At 71.5% G+C, this 25,079-nt stretch carries 21 protein-coding genes; 13 read left to right on the forward strand and 8 right to left on the reverse strand.

Translation table 11 applies throughout. The features are described 5' to 3' along the window. Window positions 1–11 precede the first annotated feature (11 nt). The 4 genes from FK268_RS05900 to FK268_RS05915 are packed head-to-tail and all read left to right on the forward strand — an operon-like array spanning window position 12 to window position 3,628. Window positions 12–1,478 (forward strand): SDR family NAD(P)-dependent oxidoreductase, encoded by a 1,467-nt coding sequence (locus FK268_RS05900; protein WP_146432181.1) that lies wholly within the window; start codon window positions 12–14, stop codon window positions 1,476–1,478. A gap of 21 nt (window positions 1,479–1,499) precedes the next feature. Next, a complete protein-coding gene (locus tag FK268_RS05905) occupies window positions 1,500–2,537 on the forward strand; it encodes a nucleoside hydrolase (RefSeq protein WP_146432183.1) in 1,038 nt (345 codons plus the stop codon). Further along, window positions 2,524–2,997 (forward strand): DinB family protein, encoded by a 474-nt coding sequence (locus tag FK268_RS05910; protein ID WP_146432185.1) that lies wholly within the window; start codon window positions 2,524–2,526, stop codon window positions 2,995–2,997. Before FK268_RS05905 ends, FK268_RS05910 begins: the two co-directional genes overlap by 14 nt. Window positions 2,998–3,001: 4 nt before the next feature. Then, window positions 3,002–3,628, forward strand: a complete 627-nt coding sequence (locus FK268_RS05915; protein ID WP_146432187.1) for an ASCH domain-containing protein — start codon at window positions 3,002–3,004, stop codon at window positions 3,626–3,628. A 7-nt stretch (window positions 3,629–3,635) separates the two neighbouring features. Here FK268_RS05915 and FK268_RS05920 read toward each other — a convergent pair whose 3' ends face one another. Continuing rightward, window positions 3,636–5,267 (reverse strand): AMP-binding protein, encoded by a 1,632-nt coding sequence (locus FK268_RS05920; protein ID WP_146432189.1) that lies wholly within the window; start codon window positions 5,265–5,267, stop codon window positions 3,636–3,638. A gap of 115 nt (window positions 5,268–5,382) precedes the next feature. After that, the gene (locus FK268_RS24145) at window positions 5,383–6,627 is read right to left on the reverse strand and encodes a PA0049 C-terminal domain-containing protein (protein WP_158636055.1); all 1,245 of its coding nucleotides are present in this window, start codon (window positions 6,625–6,627) and stop codon (window positions 5,383–5,385) included. Window positions 6,628–6,728: 101 nt separating this feature from the next. On the opposite strand from FK268_RS24145, the gene FK268_RS05930 reads away from it, so the two are divergent. The 5 genes from FK268_RS05930 to FK268_RS05950 all read left to right on the forward strand — a co-directional run bounded on the left by FK268_RS05930 (window position 6,729) and on the right by FK268_RS05950 (window position 14,521). After that, window positions 6,729–7,943, forward strand: a complete 1,215-nt coding sequence (locus FK268_RS05930) for an acyl-CoA dehydrogenase family protein (RefSeq protein ID WP_146432191.1) — start codon at window positions 6,729–6,731, stop codon at window positions 7,941–7,943. Window positions 7,944–7,966: 23 nt separating this feature from the next. Then, window positions 7,967–9,262, forward strand: a complete 1,296-nt coding sequence (locus tag FK268_RS05935) for a styrene monooxygenase/indole monooxygenase family protein (RefSeq protein WP_146432193.1) — start codon at window positions 7,967–7,969, stop codon at window positions 9,260–9,262. 65 nt (window positions 9,263–9,327) lie between these two features. Beyond that, the gene (locus FK268_RS05940; protein ID WP_146432195.1) at window positions 9,328–10,791 is read left to right on the forward strand and encodes an amino acid permease; all 1,464 of its coding nucleotides are present in this window, start codon (window positions 9,328–9,330) and stop codon (window positions 10,789–10,791) included. Next, complete coding sequence (locus FK268_RS05945) at window positions 10,788–11,663, forward strand: Gfo/Idh/MocA family protein (RefSeq protein ID WP_231706953.1); 876 nt, start codon at window positions 10,788–10,790, stop codon at window positions 11,661–11,663. The genes FK268_RS05940 and FK268_RS05945 overlap by 4 nt, the downstream gene beginning before the upstream one ends. Continuing rightward, the gene (locus FK268_RS05950; RefSeq protein WP_158636056.1) at window positions 11,660–14,521 is read left to right on the forward strand and encodes a sensor domain-containing protein; all 2,862 of its coding nucleotides are present in this window, start codon (window positions 11,660–11,662) and stop codon (window positions 14,519–14,521) included. The genes FK268_RS05945 and FK268_RS05950 overlap by 4 nt, the downstream gene beginning before the upstream one ends. A gap of 4 nt (window positions 14,522–14,525) precedes the next feature. On the opposite strand, the gene FK268_RS05955 is transcribed toward FK268_RS05950, so the two are convergent. Further along, on the reverse strand, window positions 14,526–15,467 hold the full coding sequence (locus FK268_RS05955; RefSeq protein ID WP_146432198.1) for an amidohydrolase family protein: 942 nt from the start codon (window positions 15,465–15,467) through the stop codon (window positions 14,526–14,528). Window positions 15,468–15,550: 83 nt separating this feature from the next. Here FK268_RS05955 and FK268_RS05960 point away from each other — a divergent pair, with 83 nt between their 5' ends. After that, entirely contained in the window at window positions 15,551–16,318 is a 768-nt protein-coding gene (locus FK268_RS05960; protein ID WP_158636057.1) for a helix-turn-helix domain-containing protein, read from the forward strand. A gap of 16 nt (window positions 16,319–16,334) precedes the next feature. On the opposite strand, the gene FK268_RS05965 is transcribed toward FK268_RS05960, so the two are convergent. Then, window positions 16,335–17,633, reverse strand: coding sequence for a TrpB-like pyridoxal phosphate-dependent enzyme (locus FK268_RS05965; RefSeq protein ID WP_146432202.1), 1,299 nt, complete (start codon window positions 17,631–17,633; stop codon window positions 16,335–16,337). 100 nt (window positions 17,634–17,733) lie between these two features. Between FK268_RS05965 and FK268_RS05970 the strand changes: the two genes are divergently transcribed. After that, on the forward strand, window positions 17,734–18,978 hold the full coding sequence (locus FK268_RS05970; protein WP_231706954.1) for an alpha/beta hydrolase: 1,245 nt from the start codon (window positions 17,734–17,736) through the stop codon (window positions 18,976–18,978). A 12-nt stretch (window positions 18,979–18,990) separates the two neighbouring features. On the opposite strand, the gene FK268_RS05975 is transcribed toward FK268_RS05970, so the two are convergent. The 4 genes from FK268_RS05975 to FK268_RS05990 are packed head-to-tail and all read right to left on the reverse strand — an operon-like array spanning window position 18,991 to window position 22,800. Next, window positions 18,991–20,001 carry a 3-oxoacyl-[acyl-carrier-protein] synthase III C-terminal domain-containing protein gene (locus FK268_RS05975; RefSeq protein WP_438695965.1) on the reverse strand — a complete coding sequence of 337 codons (1,011 nt, stop codon included), beginning with the start codon at window positions 19,999–20,001 and terminating at the stop codon, window positions 18,991–18,993. Then, window positions 19,998–20,630, reverse strand: a complete 633-nt coding sequence (locus FK268_RS05980; protein ID WP_146432207.1) for an SRPBCC family protein — start codon at window positions 20,628–20,630, stop codon at window positions 19,998–20,000. The genes FK268_RS05975 and FK268_RS05980 overlap by 4 nt, the downstream gene beginning before the upstream one ends. Next, window positions 20,627–22,282, reverse strand: coding sequence for a thiamine pyrophosphate-binding protein (locus tag FK268_RS05985; RefSeq protein WP_306461487.1), 1,656 nt, complete (start codon window positions 22,280–22,282; stop codon window positions 20,627–20,629). The genes FK268_RS05980 and FK268_RS05985 overlap by 4 nt, the downstream gene beginning before the upstream one ends. Before the next feature lie 50 nt (window positions 22,283–22,332). Continuing rightward, entirely contained in the window at window positions 22,333–22,800 is a 468-nt protein-coding gene (locus FK268_RS05990) for a flavodoxin domain-containing protein (RefSeq protein WP_146432211.1), read from the reverse strand. Between the two features lie 163 nt (window positions 22,801–22,963). Between FK268_RS05990 and FK268_RS05995 the strand changes: the two genes are divergently transcribed. Continuing rightward, on the forward strand, window positions 22,964–24,400 hold the full coding sequence (locus FK268_RS05995) for an amidase (RefSeq protein WP_146432214.1): 1,437 nt from the start codon (window positions 22,964–22,966) through the stop codon (window positions 24,398–24,400). A 15-nt stretch (window positions 24,401–24,415) separates the two neighbouring features. After that, window positions 24,416–25,069 (forward strand): helix-turn-helix transcriptional regulator, encoded by a 654-nt coding sequence (locus tag FK268_RS06000; protein ID WP_146432216.1) that lies wholly within the window; start codon window positions 24,416–24,418, stop codon window positions 25,067–25,069. Window positions 25,070–25,079: the final 10 nt, after the last annotated feature.

Below are 25,079 nucleotides of genomic sequence, written 5' to 3' on the forward strand. Positions count from 1 at the left end.
ATGATGTGCGCATGTCCGACACGAAAGACCCCATCTCCGCGGAGGACCTCGCCGCGTTCCATCGCGTGCTCGAGGCCGCCGCGCAGCTCGACGACGGCGATCCGCAGTCCGTCGAGGTGCAGCGGGCGGTGGGCCACATGTTCAAGCTGCTCAAGCGCGAGCGCCGCAAGTCCGCCCGCGCCAAGGTGAAGGCGGCCGATCGCGACGTGCTCGAGCGCACCGCCACCGGCAACGCGGAGCGGATCGACGACGAGACCGCGGGGATCCTGCTGACCACGCCCACCACCGGCGACAGCGCGGGCGAGTTGCTGCGCCCGCAGAGTTGCTATATCTGCAAGCAGCCCTACACGCGGATCGACGCCTTCTACCACCAGCTGTGCCCGGAGTGCGCCGCGTTCAGCCACGCCAAGCGCGACGCGACCACCGATCTCTCCGGGCGCCGCGCCCTGCTCACCGGTGGCCGCGCCAAGATCGGCATGTACATCGCCCTGAGGCTGCTCCGCGACGGCGCCGACCTCACGATCACCACGCGCTTCCCCACGGACGCCGCCCGTCGCTTCGCGGAGCTGGCCGACAGCGCCGAATGGCTCGACCGCCTGCACATCGTCGGGATCGACCTGCGTGACCCGTCGCAGGTCAGCGCACTCGCCGACGCGGTCGCCGCCCGGGGCCCGCTGGACATCATCATCAACAACGCCGCCCAAACGGTGCGCCGCTCCCCCGGCGCCTACTCCGCGCTGGTCGACGCCGAGTCGGGCGACGTCCCGCCGGAGCTGGCGGGCCGGATCATCCGCTTCGGCCGCGCGAGCTCGGCGCACCCCGCGGCGCTCACCGAGGCGCTCGACGGCCACACGGGCGGCGTCTCGGGCGATCTGGCGGCGCTCGACCCCGCCGCGCTCACCGCGCTCGCGCTGCGCGGCGGCTCCTCGTCCGCCGCACGGATCGAGGACGGTACCGCGATCGACGCGGGCGGCCTGCTCCCCGATCTGGTGCACACCAACTCCTGGGTCCAGACCGTCGACGAGGTGGAGCCCCTCGAACTGCTCGAGGTGCAGCTGTGCAACTCGGTGGCGCCGTTCATCCTCATCTCGAAGCTGCGGCCCGCGCTGGCCGCCTCCCCGGCGCGCCGCAAGTACGTCGTGAACGTCTCCGCCATGGAGGGCCAGTTCGGCCGCGGCTACAAGGGCCCTGGACACCCGCACACCAACATGGCCAAGGCCGCGCTGAACATGCTGACCCGGACCTCGAGCACGGAGATGCTCGAGCAGGACGGAATCCTGATGACCGCCGTCGACACCGGCTGGATCACCGACGAGCGCCCGCACCACACCAAGATGCGCCTGGCCGAGGAGGGTTTCCGCGCCCCGCTCGACCTGGTCGACGGTGCCGCCCGCGTCTACGACCCGATCGTGCAGGGCGAGGCCGGCGTCGACCTGTACGGCTGCTTCCTCAAGGACTACAAGCCCTCACCGTGGTGACGGCCGGATAGGCTTGCCCTCGTGGCGGAAACGAAGGTCCTGTTCGACTGCGACACCGGCGTCGACGATTCCCTGGCCCTGCTGTACCTGCTGAGCAAGCCCGAGGTGAACCTGCTCGGCATCGTCTCGACGGCCGGCAACGTGCCCGCGCCGCAGGTCGTGGAGAACAACCTCGGCTGGCTGGAGCTACTGGGCCGCACCGACATCGAGGTCCACCCCGGTTCGGACGCGCCGCTGTCCACGCCGCTCATGACCACCGAGGAGACGCACGGGCCGTTCGGCGTCGGCTACGCCGAGCTCCCGACGCCGACGCGCGGACCGTCGGAGATCTCGGGGCCGCAGGCCTGGTCGGACCTGACGCGCGCACACCCCGGCGAGGTGGTGGCACTGGTGACGGGGCCGTGCACGAACCTCGCGCTCGCACTGCGCGACGACCCCGGCATCCTCACGAGGCTGCGCCGGATCGTGATCATGGGTGGCGCCTTCTGGCACCCCGGCAACACCACGCCCACCTCCGAATGGAACGTCGCCGTCGATCCGGAGTCGCTGTGGGAAGTGCTGCGCGCCTACGGCGAACTCGACGGCACCGGCACGCCACTGCCGATCCTGTGTCCGCTGGACCTCACCGAGACGATCGAGCTCACGCCGGACCACATCGTCCGGCTCGCCGACGCCGCCGGGTCGAGCCCGGCCGAGGTGCTCAACCCCGAGGACCCCGACGGGACGCGGTCGGCCGCGAGCGATCCCGTGGTCCGGGCCGCGTCGGACGCCGTGCGCTTCTACTTCGAGTTCCACCGCGACCACGACCTCGGCTACATCGCGCACATGCACGACCCGTTCGCCGCGGCCGTCGCGTTGGACCCGACGATCGTGGAGACCCGCACCCACCCGGTGGACGTGGAGCTCACCGGATCGCTCACCCGCGGCACCACCATCGCCGACGTGCACGGCGCGTGGAACCGGCCCGACACGGCGCGGATCGCCGTCGCCACGGATCAGGCCGCCTTCTTCGACGACCTGCTCGACTCGATCGCAGGACTCGCCCGTGGGCGCGGCTGAGGGGCAGATCGCGGCGTTCCTCGACGTCGCCGCGGAAACCCTGGACACGATCGAGCGCGTGCTCGCCGACCTCGACGACGCCACCGTCAACGCCGTGCCGGACGCGCCCGGGGTCAACTCCGTCTTCGCGCTCGTGACGCACGTGGGCGGGGCGCTGGGCTACTGGGGCGGCTCGCTCATGGCGGGCGAGGACATCCCCCGCGACCGGTCCGCGGAGTTCCACGCGACCGGCACCGTCGACGAGGCCCGCGCGATCGTCACCCGTCTGCGCGCGGACCTGCCGCGCTGGGCCGCGGTGGCGGCGGTCGGCATCCGCAATCCCGCGGCGACCGGCACCACCCGCAGCAATGCCGCCGTGGCGACCCCCGAATGGGTGCTCACGCACATGCTGCGCGAACTGACTCAGCACACCGGACACATGGAGATCTGTCGCGACCTCGTCGCGCAGCGCGCAGACTGATCGCATGCTGATTCCGAAGGCGATCGCCGAGGGCGTCCGCGACGGCCGCGTCACCACGCAGTACCGCCGGTGGGACTCCCCTCGGGTCAAGGTCGGCGGCACCCAGCTGACGCCGGCGGGCCTGCTCCGGTTCACCCGCGTCACACGCGTGCCCGATGTCGAGAGGATCAGTGACCGGGCCGCGCGGGCGGCGGGCGTCAAGGACGCCGCGGCCCTGCGCACGTTGCTCGCGCCCCGGGATCCCGACGCCCCGCGCCGTGAGCGCGCGGCGCGCGGCGGTGCGAACGTCTACCGCATCCACCTCGAATGGGCGGGCGAGGATCCGCGCCTGGCCCTGCGCGAGGAACTGCCCGACGTCGCCGAGCTCGAGGCCATCGCGAAGCGCCTGGCGCGGCTCGACAGACGGGATTCCGGTCCGTGGACCCGCGAGATCCTCACCTGGATCCGCGATCACCCGCGCGTGGTGTCCAAGGAACTGGCCGCGGAGCGCGGCGTCGACCTGCTGCCCATGAAAGCCGACATCCGCAAGCTCAAGGGCATGGGGCTGACGATCAGTCACGAGGTCGGCTACGAGCTCTCGCCCCGCGGCGCGACGTACCTGCACTGGGTGGAAGGGGACGCGATCCCGTGATCGGCCGTCAGGCGGGCTGCTCGGCGTCTGCGGCGGTCTCGGCCGTCGACTTGGCCCAGCGGTAGTCCGCCTTGCCGGCCGGGGTGCGCTTGACCTCGTCGACGAAGACGATGGTGCGCGGCACCTTGTAGCCGGCCAGCTCCGAGCGGGCGAAGGTCTGCACATCCTCGATCGACGGTCGCTCCTGGCCCTCGGCGACGGAGATCACCGCGGCGACGCGCTGCCCGTACCGGGCGTCGGGCACCGGCACGACGAGGGCGTCGGAGATCGCCGGATGGCCGTGCAGCGTGGCTTCGACCTCCTCGGCGTAGACCTTCTCGCCGCCGGTGTTGATGCACTGGCTGCCGCGTCCGAGGAAGACGATGCCGCCGTCCTCCGCGGGATAGCCCATGTCGCCGAGCACCGAGATCCGGCGGCCGTCCGCGAGCGTCGGGAAGGTGCGCGCCGACTTCTCGGGATCGTTGTAGTAGCCGAGCGGGACGTTGCCGACCCGGGCGATGTAACCCACCTCGCCGGGGGTGGTGATCTCGGCGAAGGACTCGTCGACCACCATCATCTTCTCCGACGGCGGGGCCTTGAGGTTGCCGTTCTCGTCGAGCGTCATGACGCCGTCGTTGCCGGACTCCGAGGCGCCGAAGTTGTCCCGCAGGATCAACTCGGGCTTGATCGCGGCCATCCGATCACGCACATGCTTGGACCAGATCGCGCCGCCCGAGGTGATCGAGAACAGCGACGAGAAGTCTGCGGTGTCCTTCTGCTTCTCCATCTCCTCGACCAGCGGGATGCCCATGGCGTCGCCCACGATGAGGATGGTCTGCGTCTGATCGCGCCCCAAGTTGCGCACGATCTGCTCGGCCTTGAAGTCGCGTTCGAGGATCACGCGCGAGCCGAGGACGAAGAAGGTGAACAGCGAGTAGGCCGCGGCGCCGTGCATGAGCGGTGCGGCGATGAGGAAGGCCAGCGGCGGGAAGTCCTTGGCGCCCTGCCCGACCTCGGCGAGTGTGGTCCGCGGCTCGCCGCCGTACGGCACGCCGGCCGAGAGCGGCTTGCGGAAGAAGTCGTCGTGCTGCCAGACCACGCCCTTCGGGTAGCCCGTGGTGCCGCCGGTGTAGATGATGTAGTGCTCCTCGCCGGTGCGCGGTTCGAAATCGCGCGCGGTGGACTGTGCAGCGGCCTCGGCGAAGGGCACGAGCGTGACGTTCGCGGCGTCCGCGACCGCGGCGGACAGCTCCGGCTGGACCTCGCCGACCACGAAGACGGTCCGCAGCTGCGGCAGCCTCCCGAGGATGCCTGCGAGCGTGCGCTGATGCTCGGACATCTCCACGACGATGCCGCGCGAGTCCGAGTTGGTGAAGATGTACTCGAGCTCGGGGCCGGTGTAGCGGTAGTTCACGTTGACCGGCACGGCGCGGATCTTGATGAGCGCGACGAGGGACTGCACGTGTTCGACGCTGTTCTTGAGGAAGAGCGCGACGTGATCGAACGCCCCGATGCCGTTCGCGGCGAACAGATGCGCCACCTGATTGGCCTGCTCGTCCATCTGCGCGTAGGAGGTCTGCTCCCCCTCGTAGCTCAAGACGATCCGCTCCGGAACCGCGTCGACGACCGCTTCGAAGATGTCGGCGAGGTTGAACTTCATGCGCACTCCTGTTCCTGACCTGCGAACCCGTTCAGCTCGGCAGAACGTGTTCTAGTTGTAACAGGTTCTAGTGTGCCGCGGGGCGGAATCGGCAACGAAACGCCCGCGGGCCCGCTCAGCCCCGCTCCCCGCGCGCCACGACGCCGACCACGGACCGCGCCTGGGCGACGATCGCGGCCAGGTTCGCCCGGTACTGGGCCGATTCCACGACGCCGCGGTCCGACGGCAGACCGTCGAGCACCGGCGTGTGGACGTGCCCGCCGGGGACCGGGGCGGCGAGCCGGTCGCGCACCAGCGTCACGCGATAGCCGATCTCGTTGGAGAGGTAGTCCCCGCCCGCACCCTGCCGCGCGAGCGCGCCCGTCGGCGGCTCCCCTGTGGTCGTGGTCGAGGGCAGCGCGGGCAGGTCGCAGGTCGACGAGACGGCCGGGTTCGCCCCGGTGGCGTAGGCGATCTCGGTGTTGCGGACCACGGGGTACCGGCCCTGCGCGGCCGCACCGATGGCCGCCATCGGCAGCGTGCTGCGGGTCCATTGCGGCGCCGCGCCGGCCTCGGGCGCTTCCCCGCGGTAGCAGGCGCCCTCGTTGTCCACCGCCCCGCCGCGCCAGACGCCGTTGATCGCCTCGAGGTCGAACTTGCCGGGCCGGCCCTGGCTCACCGTCGTGAAGCCCACCGCGCGCGACGGCCCGGGCCGCAGGAAGGGCGTCACGGCGCGCTCCACCATCCCCGCGCCGAAGTCCCGCCACCGCACCGGGAAGGTCATCGCGACCACGGTCACCGGTCCGTTGGGCGTGTCGATCCGGGTGCCGTCGAGAGCGAGCGCGATCGCGCCGGACGGATTGCCCTGGCGGATGTCCCGGCTGAGACGGAACGGATCGAAGCCGGTGACCAGCACCGTCCTCCCCGACGGTGCGCGCCGCTGGCCGCGCGAGACCTCGTCGATCGTGGTCACGATCCGGGTGCGCCGCGCGTCCGGCACCGCGAATCCAGGCCGCCACTCGCGCACGGCTCGGATCAGGGCGAGCCGCGTCCAGTAGAGCGGGCGGTCGTCGGCCGCGAAACCGTCGGTGCCGGTCTGCACGCGCTCCACCGCCGCGCGCCACAGGTCCCGGGACGACCGCTCCGCAGCCCGTTCCGCCTCCGCGACGGTGCGCGCCCCCGCCAGCGCCCGGGACAGGTCGCGCGGATACCGCTCGAATCCCGCGGAGGCGACCAGGCGACCGGGCACCTCCCCCGCGCCGAGGCGCTCCTCGGCGGTGGGCACCGTCGACGGTCCGTCGGCGACCGCGGGCCCGGCGAACAGGGATCCGGCGACGATGCCGACGGCGGACAGGGAGATCGCATGCGCGAGACGTGCCATCCATCGAACCTAGGCCACTGCGCCACGCGGTCCGGCCGGAATACGTTCACGACGCGGCGAACTCTCGCCAGTGGATCGTTCGCAGACCACAGTTGTCGGCCATGACCACCTCCCTGATCACGTCCACGTCCGACGCCGAGCTCGACGCGCGCCTCGGGCCCGTCTACGCCCGGATCGCCGAGGGGGCCGTGGCCCGCGAGCGCGATCGCGACCTCGTGCACGAGCCGATCGCCCAGCTCAAGGCCGCGGGCTTCACCGCACTGCGGGTGCCGAGCGAACTCGGCGGCGGCGGCGTCACGCTGCGTCAGTTCTTCCGCCAGCTGATCAACCTCGCCGCGGCCGACTCGAACATCCCGCAGGCGCTGCGCGTGCACGTGAACTTCGTCGAGGACCAGCGGCTCGCGAACTCCCCCGCGGGCGACGCCTGGCTCCGCGCCGTGGTCGAGGGCACCGTCGTCGGTAATGCGATCACCGAGCCCGGTGTCGGGTCCGTGGGCGGCTACGCGACGAAGCTGACCGCGGACCCCGACGGCGGCTACCGGCTCACCGGCACCAAGTTCTACTCCACCGGCACCCTGTACGCCGACCAGATCCTGGTCGCCGCGGACCTCGACGGCGAGCGGGTCGGCGTGCTCGTCGACGCGAACACCGACGGGGTCGAGAAGGTCGACGACTGGAACGGCTTCGGCCAGCGCCTCACCGCGAGCGGCACGACCGTCTTCACGGACGTGGCCGTCCCCGCGGACCGGCTGCTCGGCGCCGGCTATGGAGCGCCGGGCGCCACCTACGCCACCTCGTACCTGCAGCTCGTGCAGCTCGCCGGACTCGCCGGGATCGCGCAGCGGGCGACCGACGACACCGTGGCCTGGGTGCAGGCCCGGACCCGGACGTTCTCGCACGCCGCCGCCGATCTGCAGCGGCACGACCCGCTGGTGCAGCAGGTGATCGGCCGGCTCTCCAGCGCCGCGTGGTCCGCGAAGCAGTCCGTGCTCGCCGTCGCCGACGTGCTCGATCAGACCCTGGCGGACCGTCGGGTCCACGAGGACCTGCTGCAGGAGGCCGAGCTGGCCGCCGCGCACGCCCAGCTCGCCGTCATCGACACGGTGCTGAAGGCCACCAGCGACCTGTTCGAGGTCGGTGGCGCGTCCATCGTCGACGCCGACCTGCGGCTGGACCGGCACTGGCGCAACGCCCGCACCCTCGCGGTGCACAACCCCGCCATCCAGAAGGCCCGCGCGATCGGCGACCTGCTGCTCAACGGCGCCGACCTGCCCTACGCGTGGAACGCCGGTTCCCGCACCGAGATCGCCAAGTAACCACACCACCGAAAGGCACGACCATGACCCAGGCACGCATCGCCATCATCGGCGCCGGAGTGGTGGGAGCCACCGCCGCGCTCGTCCTCGCCCGCGCCGGGCATCCGGTCGATCTGTACAGCGACCGCACCGCCGAGCAGCTCCGCGACGAGGTGCCGGCCACCGGCACCGCCGTGCTGTTCGGACACTCGCGCGACGTCGACCACACGCTCGTCGAGGAGCTCTACCCGGAGGCACCCGTTTCGACCGGCATGAACACCCGCCTCAACACCGGCGAGCCGGGTGCGCTGGAGCAGGTGCTCGCCTTCGACCCCGACTTCACCTACACGGCCGCCGGCATCGACGTCCGGCTGCGGGCCTACGACCGGATCCGGCTGTTCGAGCAGGCCGGCGGTTCCTTCCACGTCGAGACGGTGACGCCGGAGAACCTCGACGCGATCGCGGGCGCGCACGACCTCACGCTCGTCTCCACCGGCAAGGGCGGCCTCTCGGGCCTGTTCCCGGTCGACGAAGCACGCACCGTCTACCGCTCACCGCAGCGCCATCTCCTGGCCGCGGCATTCACGGTCCTCGGCCACGGCGCGGACGTCTTCACGGCGCGTGGCCACGGCGCGGGCGCGCACAACGTCTTCAACCTGCACACCGATCACGGCGAGATCTGGATCGGGCCCTACTGGCACAAGGACGCGGGCGCGACGTGGAGCGTGCTCGGCTTCGCCAAGCCCGACGGCGCCTGGGTCGAGCGGTTCGGCGAGGTGACCGACGCGCAGAGCGCGCTCGAGGTGGTGACCAGCATCTACCGCGACTACTTCCCCGACGACCTGCCGGACATCGAGAAGCTCCGCGTCATCGAGGAGGATCCGAAGTCCTGGCTCCGCGGCGCCGTCACCCCGACGGTGCGCCAGGGCGTCGGCTACACGCGCGGCGGCCGCCCGGTGCTCGCCCTCGGCGACTCCGCGATCGCCTTCGACCCCATCGCCGGGCAGGGCGCGCAGACGGGACTCATTCAGGTCGCGGCGCTGGTGAAGGCCATCGAGGCCCGCGGCTCCGACTTCACCGCCGAGTGGATCGGCGATCAGTTCGACCGGCACTGGGAGGAGCGCGGCCACGCCGCCGCCGAGGTCACCCGGCTGTTCCTCGGCGACCCCGACTACGCCTTCGCGGCGGGCCTGCTGTTCGCGGGAGCGGTCGCGGACGACGCCGTGGGCGCCGCGCTGTTCGGCCTGCTCTCCGAGCCCGCGCCCATCCTCGACTTCCGCACCGAGGAGGACGTCGAGCGCTTCATCGCGGACGCGAAGGCCGCCTTCGCCCGAGTCTGAAGCACGGGGATCCGTCGATCCGATAGCTCTGCGAACGGACGGGCGAGCGAGTAGCGTCCGGCGGAATGGACATCCTGCGGACGAAGCCCCTAGCCAGGATCAAAGCCGACGGTGCCGCGGAGGGCGGCCTCCGACGGGACCTGCGTCTGGTCGACCTCATCGGATTCGGCGTCGGCATCGTGATCGGGACCGGCATCTTCACCCTGACCGGCGTACAGGCCAAGGTGAACGCCGGTCCCGGCATCGCGATCTCCTTCGTCGTCGCCGGCGTAGTGAGCCTGTTCGCCGCGCTCTGTTACGCCGAGCTCGCGGCCGCGGTCCCCACGGCGGGCAGTGCCTACACGTACGCCTACGCCACCATCGGCGAGGTATTCGCCTGGATCATCGGCTGGGATCTGCTGCTCGAGTTCGGCCTGGGCGCCGCCGTCGTCTCGCGCAGTTGGTCCGGCTATCTCGCCGACCTCTTCCACCTGCCGCCGCACCTGTTCACCGAGGAGGCCCCGGTCAACGTCGGTGCCATTCTCGTGATCGTGATCCTGGGTGTGGTCGCAACCGTCGGGATCCGCGAGTCCGCCCGGGTGACCAACGTGTTGGTGCTCGTGAAGGTGGCGATCTCGGTCTTCGTCGTCATCGTGGGCGTCTTCTTCATCATTCGCTCGAACCTGGTGCCCTTCGTCCCGGACCCGGTGCCGGCGGAGTCCGGAGGGAACGCTCTGGACCGGCCGCTCATCGAGACCTTCCTCGGCGGCGCGCCGTCGCACTTCGGCGTCGCCGGCATCCTCACCGCGGCGGCGGTGGTCTTCTTCGCCTACACGGGCTTCGAGGCGGTCGCCAACCTCGGCGAGGAGGCCCGCCGGCCCGAGCGGGACATGCCGAGGGCCTTGATCGGCACCCTCCTCGCCTGCACGCTGCTGTACGTCCTGGTCTCGGTCGTGCTCACCGGGATGGTCAAGTACACGGACATCGACTCCAGCGCCCCGCTGTCGAAGGCCTTCGACGTGGTGGGCGCGTCCTGGGCGGGAGACCTGGTGGCGATCGCCGCGGTGGCCGGCCTGACCTCGGTGATCCTCGTCGAACTGGTGACGATGGGGCGGATCGGCTTCGCGATGGGCCGCGACGGGTTGATCCCGCCCGCCGTGGCGAAGGTCTCGCCCCGGTTCGGCACACCCACCCGGCTGACTGTGATCATCGTGATCGTATGTGCCCTTATGGGCGGTTTCATCCCGATCGAGGCACTGTCGGAGATGGTCAGTATCGGCGCGCTCTTCGCATTCCTGCTGGTCTCCCTTGCGGTCCCGATCCTGCGACGCACGAAACCGGATCTGAAGCGGCCCTTCCGAGTTCCGTTTTCGCCGCTCATTCCGGTGCTGTCGGGCCTGGCGTGCGTCTACCTCATGCTCAACCTCGCGGTCGCCACGTGGCTGCGCTTCCTGATCTGGTTCGCGCTCGGGGTCGCGATCTATCTCTTCTACGGACGGCGCCACTCCGTGTTGGGTCGTGACGACGCCGTGGCAGACTCTGGCGCGTGACAGTGCGTATCGGTCTGGTCGGAGCGGGTCCGTGGGCGCGGGAGACGCACGCGCCGGCGCTGGAGGCGCACCCGGGGGTCGAATTCGTGGGCGGTTGGGCTCGTGACCCGGCCGCCGCCGGCGAGGTCTTCCCGCGGAGCTTCGAGTCCCCCACCGCGCTGTTCGAGGCCGTCGATGCCGTCGCCTTCGCGGTACCGCCGAACGTACAGGCGCCCCTCGCGGAGCAGGCGGCCCGGGCGGGCAAGCACCTCGTCCTCGACAAGCCGATCGCTCTGGACATCGACGGGGCCACTGCGCTCACGCGGACCGTCGTCGAGTCCGGTGTGCGCTCCGTCGTCGCCTTCACCCGCCGGTTCGCCCCCGAGACCCGCGAGTTCGTCCGCGACGCCGCGGCGCTGAAGCCGGTCGCCGCCGAGGCGCAGTGGCTCTCCGGCGCTGCGCTGGCGGGCAAATTCGCCGCCAGTGCGTGGCGCCAGGAACAGGGCGCGGTGTTCGACGTGGGGCCGCACGTCCTGGACCTGCTCGACGCGGTCGCGGGCCCGATCACGGACGTCGACGCAGCACGCTACGCGGAGGCGAGCGACACCTGGACCGCGCAGCTCGCCCACGCCGGCGGTGCCTCCTCCACCGTCTCGCTGTCGTTGCGCACTCCCGTCCTGCCGACGGTGATGCGCGTGTCCGCCCACTCCACGGACGGTTTCGCCGTCCTGGACAGCCGGGAGACCCCGTCGACCGAGTGCTTCCGCGTGCTGCTCGACGAGTTCCTCGAGGCGGTCGCCACCGGCACCGACCACCCGCTCGACGTGCGGCACGGGCTGCGCATCCAGCGGGTGATCGAACAGATCCGACTCGCGGCCCACCCGTCGACGTGACCACTCCCAGCCCCGACGAGAGGCCCGAAGGCGGTTCGATCGTCGGCGACATCGCGCGGTGGTTCATCGAACGCTCGCTGGACGGCTTCTACGTCCACGACGAGGACGGCCGGATCGTCGTGGTGAACGACGCCGCGTGCACGAGCACCGGCTACACCCGGGCGGAACTGCTCCGCATGAACGCCCTCGACATCGTGCAGGTCACCGTCGGGGAGGCGCGCCACAACTGGGAACTCGCGCTGTCGGGCACGAGGCTCGTGATCCCCGCGATGCACCGCCGGAAGGACGGCAGCACCTTCCCCGTGGAAGCGCACCTGTACTTCCACGTGATCGACGGCCGCCGTTACATCGCCGGACTGACGCGCGACATCTCCGAGCGCGTCGCCTCGGTGCGGGCGATGAGCGAGGCTCAGCGCCGGCTTCAGGAACGTGCCACCGAGTCGGCGAGCCACTCCGAGCGGGTGTCCGACCTCCTGCAGGCGGTGATCGATGCGGCCCCGGACCTCGTCTACATCAAAGACCGCCAGGGGCACTACCAGTACATCAACAGCGCCGTCGCGGAGCTCGCGGGAATCTCGCCCGCCCTCGCGATCGGTGCCGACGACACCGTCGTCTTCCCGGCGATCGCAGACATCCTGATGGCGACCGACCGCGAGATCATGGAAAGCGGCATCGGCCGGGACGTCGAGGAGTACCCGGAAGTCGACGGGGAGCGCCGGATCTACATGTCTAACAAGGCCCCCTATCGGAACGCGGCCGGAGAGGTCATCGGCCTGATCGGCATCTCGCGCGATGTCACTGCGGATCGTCGGGACCAGGCGCGCCTGCGCCGCGCCGAACAGCGTTGGCAGTTCGCCATCGAAGGTGCGGGCGACGGCATGTGGGACTGGGACGTGACCACCGATGAGCTGTTCTACTCCCAGCGCTGGAAGTCGATGCTCGGGTACGCCGCCGAGGACGTCGGCTCGAGTGTCTCCGACTGGGCGGACCGGGTGCACCCCGACGACTACGAGGCGAGCTGGAACAGCATTCAGCGGATCATCAACGGCGAGGCCGAGGAATTCTCCTTCGAGCACCGGATGCGGACCAAGGACGGCGGATGGCGCTGGGTCCAGTCCCGCGGCCGCGCCATGGAGGCCGGCCCCGACGGCAGGCCCACGCGGCTCATCGGTACGCACACCGACATCACCGATCGCCGGCTCGCCGAGTCCGAGATCCGCGAACTCAACCGCCGCCTCCGGTGGCGGGCCGACCACGACGACTTGACCGGCCTCCTCGGTCGCGCCGGCTTCATCGAGCGCGCCACCGAGGTCGTCGAACTGCGCCGCGATGACGGCGCCGAGCTCGCCGTGCTGTGGATCGATCTCGACTCGTTCAAGCGGATCAACGACTCGCTGGGCCACAAGGTGGGCGATCAGGTGCTCCAGATCGTGGCTCGGCGCCTGCAGGCCGCGAGCCTGCCCTCCGATCTCGTCGCACGGCTCGGCGGCGACGAGTTCGTCGTCCTGCGACCTCGCGTCGACGCCGCGCACGCGACCACGGAGTGGGCCGAACGGGTCCGCAGCACGATGGCCGACCCCGTCGAGGTCGACGGACTGCACCTCACCGTCACCTGCTCCATCGGCATCGTCGAGTCCCTGGCCGCCGCCGACGGCATCACTCAGTTGCTGATCGACGGCGACCTGGCGCTGTTCCAGGCCAAACGCGACGGCCGCAACCGCGTGGTCGCGCACTCCGCGGGGTTGCGCGCGCCGCAGCAGGAGCGGGTGGCGCTCGTGACCCACGTGCGCTCGATGATCGAGTCCGGGCGGATCGTCGTCCGCTACCAGCCCGTCCTGGACCTGACCACCGGGGCGATGGTCGGTGCGGAGGCGCTCACCCGGATCCCCGGGCCGTCCGGCCAGGAGCTCACGCCCGCGGACTTCCTCCCTCACCTCGAAGCGCTCGGCATGATCCCCGATCTCGCGCGCCTGGTGCTCGACCGAGCGTGCACGGACTTCGCCGCCGCACCGGGACTCGGGTGGGTATCGGTGAACCTCGCCTCCGAGGACCTCGCCGATCCTCGCCTGCCCCACGACGTGGAGAGCACCCTGCGGCGGACCGGCCTCGACCCGTCGCGCCTGATCCTGGAGATCAACGAACGGGTCGTCCCGGAGCGGCACGTCCTGGCGGCGACGCACCGCTTGATCGACCTCGGTACCCGGATCGCGCTCGACGACTTCGGCACCGGCTGGTCGAGTCTCGCGCAGCTCCGCGACCTCGACCTGGCACTGGTCAAGATCGACCGATCCGTGGTGGTGGCCTCGACCGGGCACGAGTATGCGCGCCTCGAGGCGATGCTCGATGCGGCGGTCGCCATGGCGCGGGCCCTGGACCTCGACGTGATCGCCGAGGGTATCGAGTGCCCCGCGGAGTCCGAGGCGCTCGCCGCTGCGGGCGCTCACTTCGCGCAGGGCTTCCTGTGGTCCCACCCGGTCGACATCGACGAGCTCCGGAGGTGGGCGGCCGGCGACGGCGCTACGCTGGGGGCCATGACGCAGCCCGGCGACGACGCTCCGACTCCTGCCCCCGAGTCGGTGCCGCCCGTACCGGAGCCGATCGACGCGGAGATCGTCGATGTGGTGCCCCCGGGCCCCGCGGCACCGTCGTACGAGGACGTCACCGGCTACACCGCGGCGGGGGTGCCCACCTTCGACCACATCCGCGACAAGATCGAGCGTCGCACCACCACGGCTCTCGGCGCCGAGGAACTCGCCCACGGCACCGCGGCCGGTCAGGACGCCGAACGCGCCTTCGCCGAACGGGAGAAGGCCGCCAAGGCCAGGCTCGAGGAGATCCGGCGCTCGATGGGGTCCTGACGCATCAGACCAGTCGGTCGAAGATGCGCAGCGCGTTGCCCCGGTCGATCGCGGTCGCGGCGTCGGGGTCGAGGCCCGATTCCTCATCCAGGATCCGGGTGAACCGAGTACCCACCTCCGGCGGGGCGTACGGGAAGTCGCTGCCGTAGAGGATGCGTGACGGGTCGGCGAACTCCCGGAGTGCGGCGAAGGCGTACCGCCCCGACGACAGCGCGGTGTCCCAGTAGAACGTCCGGAACGCCGCGAGGAGCTCGCCGGATGAGCGTCCCTCGGGATCGAGCGCCGCCTGCAGCTCGCAGAATCGGAGCGCAGCATAGGGCACGAAGCCGCCCGCGTGCGACAGGACGATCCGCACGTTCGGGTACCGGTCCGTGATGCCGTGGAGCACCATGTGGACGGCGTTGCGGGTGGTGTCGAAGGGGTAGTCGACCAGCGGTCCCGGTACGTCCGGAAGGAGCGGCAGCTGCGGGTGCGCGGGGTGGATGAAGACCACGGCGCGATGCCGGTCCAGGGCTTCCCACAGCGGCGTGAACACCGGGTCACCGAGGTAGACGCCCTCGTAGTTGGAGAGCAGCACGACACCGTCGGCGGCCAGTTCGGTGAGCGCGCACTCGACCTCCGCGACGGCGCCGTCGACGTCGGGCAGCGGCACCGTCGCGAAGGCGCCGAACCGGTCGGGGCGGCGGCGCACGAGATCGGCGGCGTACTCGTTGACGCGCCGCGCCATGTCCCGGCGCTCGGTCCCCCGCCAGCCGACGACGCTCGGGGCGGTCAGCGACACTACGCTCGTGGCGATGTCGTTGTCGTCCATGAAGGACAGGTGCGCGTCCTCCGACCATGCGGGCAGTGTCCAGCCGGACGGGTCGCCGCCGTGCTCGGCGAGCGCGGCGCCCCAGAACGGAGGAACGAGGTGGGTGTGAACGTCGATGCGGTTTCTCTCGGTCATGCCTCCACCCTGCTCCGGAGGTGCCATGGGCGGCAGGGGAGGAATCCCCTCCCCCTCCCTGCAGCGACGGCGGCGGGGCACTGATGGCGCGCGATCCCCGGTTGGTGACGCTCGGCGCCTTCGTGCGGACGCGACGCGACGCGGCGGTCCCACCCCCGACCGAGGAACGTCGTCAGGTCTCCGGGTTGCGCCGGGAGGAGGTCGCGGCCCGTGCCTTCATCAGCGACGACTACTACCGCCGCATCGAGCAGGGCCGGATCGTGCCGAGCGGAGACGTGCTGCGCCGCATCGGCGAGGTGCTCGGATTCGGCGACGACGAGTACCGGTACGCGCAGTCCCTGCTCGCCGACCCGGGCGATGCGGACCGCCCCGAGGCGGCGGCGCCGAGCGCGGCGCTGCGTAGCCTCGTCGGCCAGCTCGGCGATGTGCCGGCGCTCGTGATCGGACCGGGCACCGCGATCCTCGCCTGGAACCGCGCCGCGGCCGGGCTCCTGGTGGACTTCGCCGCCGTCCCCGCCGATCGTCGCCGGTACGCCGAGCTGCTGTTCACCGACGAGGACTTCCAGAGCCGGTTCGCGGACCTCGACGCGATGCGCCGCACCGTCGTCGGGATCGTGCGGGCGAGCGCACCGTCGGGCGAACCCGACGGTGCCTGGATCGACCGGCTGGTGGCCGCGGACGAGCGGTTCCGAGAGCTGTGGCGGCGGCACGATGTGACCCAGCCGCACGATCATCTGCGGGTGCGGCTGCGCACCGGCGGCGGCGCGAGCATCGAGTACGACCAGGTCGTGCTGCAGGTCGTCGACGAACCGACGCAGCGGGTGCTGCTGTTCGCCCGGTGCTCCCCCTAGAGCGCCGGGCGCAGCATCAGGCCAGGCCGCCGGCGAGGTACTCCGCGTAGGCGGGCAGGTCCAGCTGACCGTGGCCGGAGAGGCCGATGACCAGCACCTCGTCGGAGTGCTCACGCGCGTAGTCCGCGGCGGCGGCGATGGCGTGCGTCGATTCGGGCGCCGGCACGATGCCCTGCGACCGCGCGAAGAGCACGCCCGCGGCGAAGGCGTCGTTCTGCTCGATCGCGAGGCCCTCGACGAGGCCCAGCTCGACGGTGTGGCTCAGCGCCGGCGACATGCCGTGGTAGCGCAGGCCACCGGCGTGGATCGGGTCGGGAACGAAGTCCATGCCGAGCGTGTGCATCTTGAGCAGCGGGGTGAGGCCGGCGACGTCGCCGTGGTCGTACCGGTACTCACCCTTCGTGATCGACGGGCACGCCGCGGGCTCGGCGGCCACGATCCGCGGGTCCTGGCGGCCGTGGATCTTCTCCCGCAGGAACGGGAACGCCAGCCCGGCGAGGTTGGAGCCGCCTCCGGCGCAGCCGAAGACCACGTCGGCGCCGTTCTCGTGCTGCGCGAGCTGCTCGACGGCCTCGAGGCCGATCACCGACTGGTGCAGGACGACGTGGTTGAGCACGCTGCCCAGGGCGTAGCGGGCCTCGGGGTCCTGGGCCGCGACCTCGACGGCCTCGGAGACGGCCATGCCGAGGCTGCCGGTGGTGTCCGGGTCCTTCGCGAGCATCGCGCGGCCGGCCTCGGTGAGGTCGGACGGGCTCGGGTGGACGGTGCCGCCGTAGGTGCGCATGAGGTGGCCGCGGTAGGGCTTGGAATCGAACGAGGCGCGCACCTGCCACACCTCGACGTCGATCCCGAACTGGGCGCCCGCGAAGGAGAGGGCGCTGCCCCACTGGCCCGCGCCGGTCTCCGTGGTCAGCTTCTTCACCCCGTCGGCCGCGTTGTAATAGGCCTGCGCGACGGCGGAGTTCGTCTTGTGCGAGCCGACGGGACTCACGCCCTCGTACTTGACGTAGATCCGGCAGGAGGTGCCCAGCGCCTCCTCGAACTTCCGCGCGCGGATCAGGGGCGACGGCCGCCACATCGCCAGGATCTCGCGGACCGGTTCGGGGATCTCGTGGTAGGCCTCGGTGGACGCCTCCTGCGCGATGAGGCCGCTCGCGAACAGCGGCGCCAGATCCTCGGGCTGCACCGGCTCCTTGGTCCCCGGGTGCAGGTGGGGCGGGATGGGCGTCTCCAGCTCCGCGGCCAGGTTGTACCAGTGGGTGGGTACCTCGACAGTGGTGATGTCCTGGTGCGGTGCGGCGTCCGAGAGTGTCATGGCTCACAGACTAGATCGCCCGGTTTCGGCGTCTTTCCCACAGGTCCGTCTTAGCGACGGCGCCTATCCTGGGCGACGTGCGAGGACGGAGGATCGGACGGTGAACCCGCTGCGGAACCTGCAGCTCACCGCTGGTCCCGTACCTCTCCTGCTGCTGCTCGCCGGTGCCGCGGCGCTCGCCGGGCTGATCAGCGCCACCCGCCGGACCGGATCCACGCGGACGGTCCTGGCCTGCATCGGCATCGCGCTCGGGGCGACGGCGCTGGTCGACTTCCTCGTCGAGTTCGTCTGGAAGCCCTTCCCCGACCGCCTCGATCCCCTCGTGCTGCTGTGGATCGGCCTCGCGGTCCTGGCGCTCCTGCTGGCGGGCGTCCGTGTCGCCCGCGCCCGCTCCTGGCGGTCGGCCTGGCTCAGCGGCGCCGCCGTCGCGATCGTGGCGCTGATGGGCGCGGGTCAGGTCAACTCTCTGTACGCCGCGTACCCGTCGGTCGAGGACCTGCTGCCCGTCGACTACCCGGCGACGGTGCCCCGTCCCTCCCCGGGATCGGACGCCGCACGGGGGGTCGTCATCCGGGCGACGGTGCCGCCGACCCGCTCCCGCTTCGCCGCCCGCCAGGCCCTGATCTACCTGCCCCCGGCGTACCTGTCCGGCGCACGCGAACGGCTGCCGGTCCTGATGCTGCTCCCCGGCCAGCCCGGATCGCCGCGCGACTGGTTCTCCGGCGGCAAGCTGGCCCGCACCATGGACGCCCACGCCGCACGGCACGGCGGCCTCGCACCGGTCGTGGTGGTGCCGGACGCCACCGGGGGGCAGTTCGAGAATCCACTCTGCGCCGACTCCCGGAAGAAGCGTGCCGCGACCTACCTCGCCGAGGACGTCCCCGCCTGGGTGCGGCAGAACCTCTCTGTCGATCCCGCCCCGCAGGCCTGGGCGGTGGGCGGCTACTCCTACGGCGGAACCTGTGCGCTGCAACTCGCGACGCGTTTCCCCGAGGTCTTCCGCACCTTTCTCGCCCTGTCGCCCGACGCCGAGCCGGATCTGGGCGGTGGACGCGAGGAGACGATCCGGGACGCCTTCGCCGGCGATCGCGGGGCGTACGCGCTCGCGAACCCCCTCACCCGGCTGGCCGCCCAGCGGTTCCCCGACAGCGCCGGCGTGCTCGTCGCCGGCACGGATGATCCCGTGTCGACGGGCGCGTCGAAGCGGGTCGCCGCGGCGGCATCCGCCGCCGGGATGACGGTGCGCACCCGCTGGATCCGGGGCGGGCACGACTTCGCGGTGTGGTCGGGCGGCCTCACCGCGGAACTCGACTGGCTCGGCGGCCGATTGGGCCTGCCGGGCTGAGCGGCTCAGTGGCTACGTACGGATGAGCGCGCCGGCGGCGAAGTCCCCGGCATGGGCGAAGGCGGCGAGCACCACGTCCTCTCCCGCGCCGATCCGGCCGTCGGCGCGGGCGGTGGCGAAGGTGTGCGGGACGCCGACGGCGAAGAGATTGCCGCACTCGTCGAAGGTGTCCGGGTGCCGTTCGGGAGGGAGCTCCAGCGCCTCGCGCCAGTTCCGCAGGAAGGTGCGGTTGGGCTGGTTGGTGACGAGGTGACCGACGTCCGGCCCGCGCAGCCCGCCCGCCGACGCCGCCGCGAGGGCGACCTCCGGCACCAACCTGTTGCCGCGGGCGAGGACCTTCGCGATCTTGGCCTCGGTGAAGCCGACGTGCAGTTGCCCCTCCCCCGCCTCCCAGTACTTGCGTGGCGGCTCGACCGCAGCGGTCATGTCGCCCGCGTACTCGCTGTGCTGCGCGCACACCACTTCGCGGACCTCCAGTCCGCCGGCCTGCGGATCGGCGACGACGAGGGCCGCGGCGGCACCGTCGCCCGGAATGGCCGCCTGGGGCAGGTTCCGGACCCGCTCCTGGGTGAAGACGTTCCCGGCGGCGTTGGTGGCCGTGAGCAGCAGCGCCGACCGTGCGGTGCCCGCGGTGAACATGGTGCGCGCGAGGTGCAACATGAGCAGGAAGGCGGCGCAGCCGCCGTTGTGGATGTCGAGGACCAGCGAGGGTCGGGTGCCCAGGCGGCGCACGACGTCCCCGCCGCACCCCACGACGGGCAGGTCCGGCAGCTGGGAGTGGCTGAAGACCACGTCGGCCTGCAGGGCGTCGTCGCCCACCTGCTCGCGGAGGCGGTCGATCGCCGAGCACATCATGTCGACGTTGTTCTCCCCCGCCGCGGCGTGGTGCCGGTAGGCCGGCGGCGCGAACATCGGGTTCGAGGTCAGCGTGCGGCTGTCGGCATCCGCGTACTCACGGAAGTAGTCGGCGGGAACGCGGTTCTCGGGCAGGTACGACGCGAGCCCGACGATGCGGGGGTTCACCGGTCCATCCATTCGGGCCGGACGGGTTCGCCGTGCGCGTGCCGGTACTCGGCGATCGCCTTGAGGTTCTCGAGTTCCATCTGGTGTCCGGCACCGAAGGTGTCCCACAGGTCGCCGACCCACACCGGACGGTCGGGCGGCGCCGTCTCCGGGTACGGGTTCTCGTCGTAGAAGGGATGGTGGCAGTTGACCCACAGCACGACGGATCCGGGACGATTCAGCACCGTCTGCGCGTCGACCACCCGCATCAGGTAGATCATCCACAGGTGTTTCCCCTGGTCCCAGGCGCAGTGGTAGTCGACGGTGCGCGCATCGGGGTGGGCGACGGTGCGCGTGTAGATCTCCGTGTCGGCGCCCAGCATGTCGCGGGCCACCCAGAGCCCGGGCTCGTCGGTCTCGCGGAAGCCGCGCAGGCTGTAGGTCCACTCCTCCAGGCAGCGGGTGTCGGAGAGCCAGTCGTAGAGCTCGTCGGGCGGGGCGTTCACGTAGGACTGCACCGGGCAGAAGTCGCCGTAGATCTGCTCGTGCGGGTACACCGACCGCATGCGGTCCACGAGGATCGGCTGCGCCACCGGTCGCGGATGACTCTCGATCCGGATGGTTCCCTCGATGTCGATCGCCGGGATCATGAATGCTCCTTCGCGGTGTCGGGCAGTAGCGCTGCGAACGGCGGGATCTCCGCGGGGTCCGTACCGATCTCCAGGCACGACGGTCCGCCGGACCTGTCGGCCAGCAATTCGGCGGCGGCGGAGCGCGCACCGTCGGACGTGACGGCGGAGCGGACGGGCAGCGTGGGGAACATCGCGGCCAGGCCGTCCCCGATCCGGCTGGGCCGGAAGCGGTTGATGCTGGGCAGGTCGGGGAAGAACCGGCCCTCGCGGACCACGCACATGCCGTGCGCGTCGTTGTTGAGCACCACGAGCAGGACCGGTGCGCGGGCCTCGATCGCGGTATGGATCTCCATGCCGTGCATGAAGAACGCGCCGTCGCCCGCCAGGATCACGGTGGGGCGCCGAGTGGCGATCGCGGCGCCGATGCCGGCCGCGATGCCGTGGCCCATGCCGCCCATCCCCAGGGCGACGAGGAAGCGCTCCCCGGTGCCGAACGGCAGCCGGTGCACGGCGGCCGCGCCCGCGTTCCCGGCGTCGGCGAAGACCAGGGCGTCGTCCGGGATCACGGCGGCGAGCGCGTCCACGGCGTCCGCACAGGTCATCACACCGGATCCGCTCCGGGGCACGACGATCGGCTCGGGCTCGGCGCGTGTCCAGGGCACACGCCGGCAGGGCCCGGCCTCCGCGGCGAGTGCCCGGGTGTACGAGGCGAGGTCCCGCACGGGTTCGTGGACGGTGACCTCGCGCAACGGCGGCGCGGCGCCGACGTGCACGGTGCACGTGGCGTCCATCGCCGCGTCCAGGCCGGTACGGTCCATGAGGTCGAGCTCGCTGCCCAGCGCCAGGATGAGATCCGCCTCCGCGGCGGTGCGCACCACCGACGGGTGCCCCATCACGCCGGCCACGCCGACGACGCCGTTCGGCGGCGCGGCGTCCCGCCCGTTGGGTCCCGTCGCGACGAGCGCCCCGGTCGCGGCGGCGAGCTCGGCCACAGGGCCGGCCAGGCGGGCCCGCGACGCACCCTCACCGAGCAGGATCAGTGGCCGCCGGGAGGCACGGACCGCGCGGATCACCTCGTCCGACGGTGCCGGCGCCAGCGACGGGACGGGAGTGCGGGCGGGCACCGCCGGACACTGCGCGACCTGGACGTCCTTGGGCAGGAGCAGGGCCGCGGGAAGACCGCGCTCGAGGCAGTCCAGTGCACCGTCGAGGGCCGGCCGCAGGTCGTCGGGACCGCAGACCTTCGCCGTGAAACCGGTGACGCCGCGCAGGACGCCGAGAACGTCGACGGTGCGCGGGGGCGCGCACATGTCCTGGAACGCGCCGCCGCCCTCCGCCCCGGTGGGCGGGCTGCCGATCAGAGCGAGGATCGGCACGCGCGACTGGTACGCCTCCGCAAGCGCCGGTACGCAGTTCATGGCAGCGCCGCCCGAGGTGGCGAGGAGGCATGCGGGCCGTCCGGTCATGCGCACGGCGCCGTCGGCCATCGCGCCGGCACCGAACTCGTGTTTGGCGATCGTGACCGTCAAGCGGCGTCCCTCCGGCTGCCGGAGCAGCGCCGCGAACAGGTCCTCGGAATTGGCACCGTGGATCCCGTATGCGTGGCGAAACCCAAACGCATACAAAGCATTTGCAATGCGGTCCGCGACCTTGTACGGCACGAACCCCACGGTATGCCGCTGTGGTGGGCTTCACAACCGGGCAGGCGAACGCCGTCCGCTTAAGGGTTCTGCGCCTCCAAGCGGCGCGCGAAGGCCGCGGCCTCCGTGAGATCCGCAGCGCTCGGGCACCCCTTGTTCAGGCCGCCGAGCAGCGCGAACGGGCCCATCGTGTCCAGCCCGCGACAGTGGAAGACCTCCGGCGCGAGCTGGAATCCCGCGTCCGTGAGAAGGTCGGCGAGGTTCCGGGTGTACCGGCGCAGCGGCGTCTCCGGCAGCCCGCTCGTCGCGTACACGAAGGCGGTGCCGCGCGGCTTCGCCGTGAGGCCGCGAACCAGGCGGAGAAGGTCCGGATCGAAGGCCATCCAGTACACGCCGGAGCCGAATCCGACCAGGTCGGCGGCGTCGATCTGCTCCGCCGTCACGTCCACCGGCGACACCACCGGCGCCCCGAGGACCCCGCCGATCCGATCGGCCACCTTCCGCGTGTTGCCGTGGTGCGAGGACGCGCAGATCACGAGTGCCGACATGGCTCCATCGTGGCACGGATCAGCCACGGCCGTTCCGGACGACCGCGGAGGCCCGGTGCGCACGGTAGCGGCTCCGGGCATCGGCCGGTATCGGGCGTTCATCCGATACCCCCGCGGCGACTCCCTGCCTAGCGTTCGAACCCGGACCAGAGAAGGAGCCACCATGACCACCTCCGATGCCCTAGACCTCGCGTGGACCAGCGCGACCGAACTCGCCGCGCGAGTCGCCGACGGTAGCGTCTCCGTCAGCGTGATCGCCGAAGCCGCGATCGAGCGGGTCGAACGGATCAACCCCGCGATCAACGCGATCGTCCACTTCGACGCCGAGCAGGTGCGGGCCGACGCCGCGGAACTCGACCGGCGCCGCGCGCAGGGCGAGGACCTCGGTCCCCTCGGCGGCGTGCCGTACACGGTCAAGGACCTCACGGCGCAGAAGGGGCTTCCGCTCACCTTCGGCATGCTGCCCATGAAGGACCAGATCGCCGAAGCGGACGCTCCGATCGTGGAACGCCTCGCCGGGGCGGGCGGACTCTTCCTGGGGCGCACCAACACCCCCGAGTCCGGGTACTACGGCGGCACCGACAATCACCTGTTCGGCCCGACCCAGAACCCGTGGCGCCCCGGCTTCACCCCCGGTGGCTCATCAGGCGGAGCGGCCGCGGCCGTCGCGGCGGGCCTCGGTCCCCTCGCCGAGGGAAGCGACGGGGGCGGCTCGGTGCGGGTCCCCGCGGCGCTGTGCGGGGTCGTGGGCTTCAAGCCGAGCAGAGGCCTCGTGCCGCAGACGATCATGCCGGGGCGCTTCTACGAATGGGCCCACCACGGGCCCATCACACGGACGGTCGCCGACGCAGCCCTCATGCTCGACGTCGTGTCCGGGGCCGACAGTCGCGATCCGATGTCCTTCCCACGGACGGGCCCCTCGTTCGCTTCCGCGGTACGGGAGGCGACGGCGGAGGGACTGCGCGTTGCCTACTCCCCCGATCTGGGATTCGGGCGGGTCGACCCCGAGGTCGCGCGGATCTGCGCCGCTGCCGCCGACCGGCTCGCAGACGCCGGTGCCCGCGTCACCGAGGCGACACCCGCCTGGGGCGATCCCGAGGCGGCGATGTGGAACGGCGTCTGGCTCCCCGCTTTCGCCTCGGAGCACGACCTGCTCGACTGGGAGGCCGCACACGGCACCGTCGACGACGAGCTGATCGAGCTGATCCTCGCCGGAGAGCGCCTGACGGCCGTCGATATCGGTCGCGCCGATGTCTTCCAGGGCGCGATGTGGGACGCGTACTCGACCTTCATGCAGGACTACGACGTGCTGCTCTCTCCGACGCTGTCGACGGCGGCGTTCCCCAACGACCGGTTCGCTCCGGAATGGCTCGACGGCGAGCCGCTGCGGAGGAAGCTCCTCGGGTGGCTGCTCACCTACCCCTACAACATGCTCACCGCCCCGGCGCTGTCCGTTCCCGCGGGCTTCACGGGCGACGGGCTGCCGGTGGGGCTGCAGATAGCCGGCGGCCACCACGCCGATGCCGCCGTGCTGGCTGCCGGGGCGGTGCTGGAGCGGGTGAACCCGTGGTCCGATACCACCCCGGCACTGGCCGATTGACGCCACAATGACGGAATGACGACGCCGCCCCCGACGACGGTCGGCGCGGAATGGCTCATCGAGCTCACCCGTGCTGCCCTACCGACCGCCGCGGGGGCGCTGTGTCTTCGGCCGACCACAGGCGCGCCGATGCGGCCGCTCATCACCTGGGGCTACCGCGAGGCGATCCGCCGCTTCCTCTCGAGTCCGATCGAGTCCGAGCCCGCGTTCAGGGCGGTCGTCGCCGACCCGGGCCGCCCCCTGTTCTGGGAGGACATTCCCGGCTTCCGCGGCGGACCCACGGCCCGATCGCTGCTCGCGCCGGCGGGCTTCCGAGAGGGCACCTCGATGGCCCTGACACGGGGCGACGAGCTGATCGGGGCGATGCACCTCAGCTTCGACACCACGCAAGTCCCGTCGCACGCCCGCGCATTCCTCGCGTGCCTGCGACCGCAGTTGATCGAGCTGTCGCGCAGCGCAGCGGAACCGCCGAGCACGGCCCTGACGCGGCGGGAACTCGACGTGCTCCGGCTGCTGGCCGACGGCGCGACCAATCGCCGCATCGCGGGGACGCTGGGCATCGCGCTGTCGACCGTGGGATCACACGTCGAGCACATCTACGCCAAGTTGGGCGTCTCGAGCCGGGCCGCCGCTGTTGCCGCCGCGGCGCGGGACCGACTCCTACGGTGACGCCGTCCGC

The organism is Tsukamurella sputi (assembly GCF_007858445.1).
Classification (GTDB): Bacteria; Actinomycetota; Actinomycetes; order Mycobacteriales; family Mycobacteriaceae; genus Tsukamurella; species Tsukamurella sputi.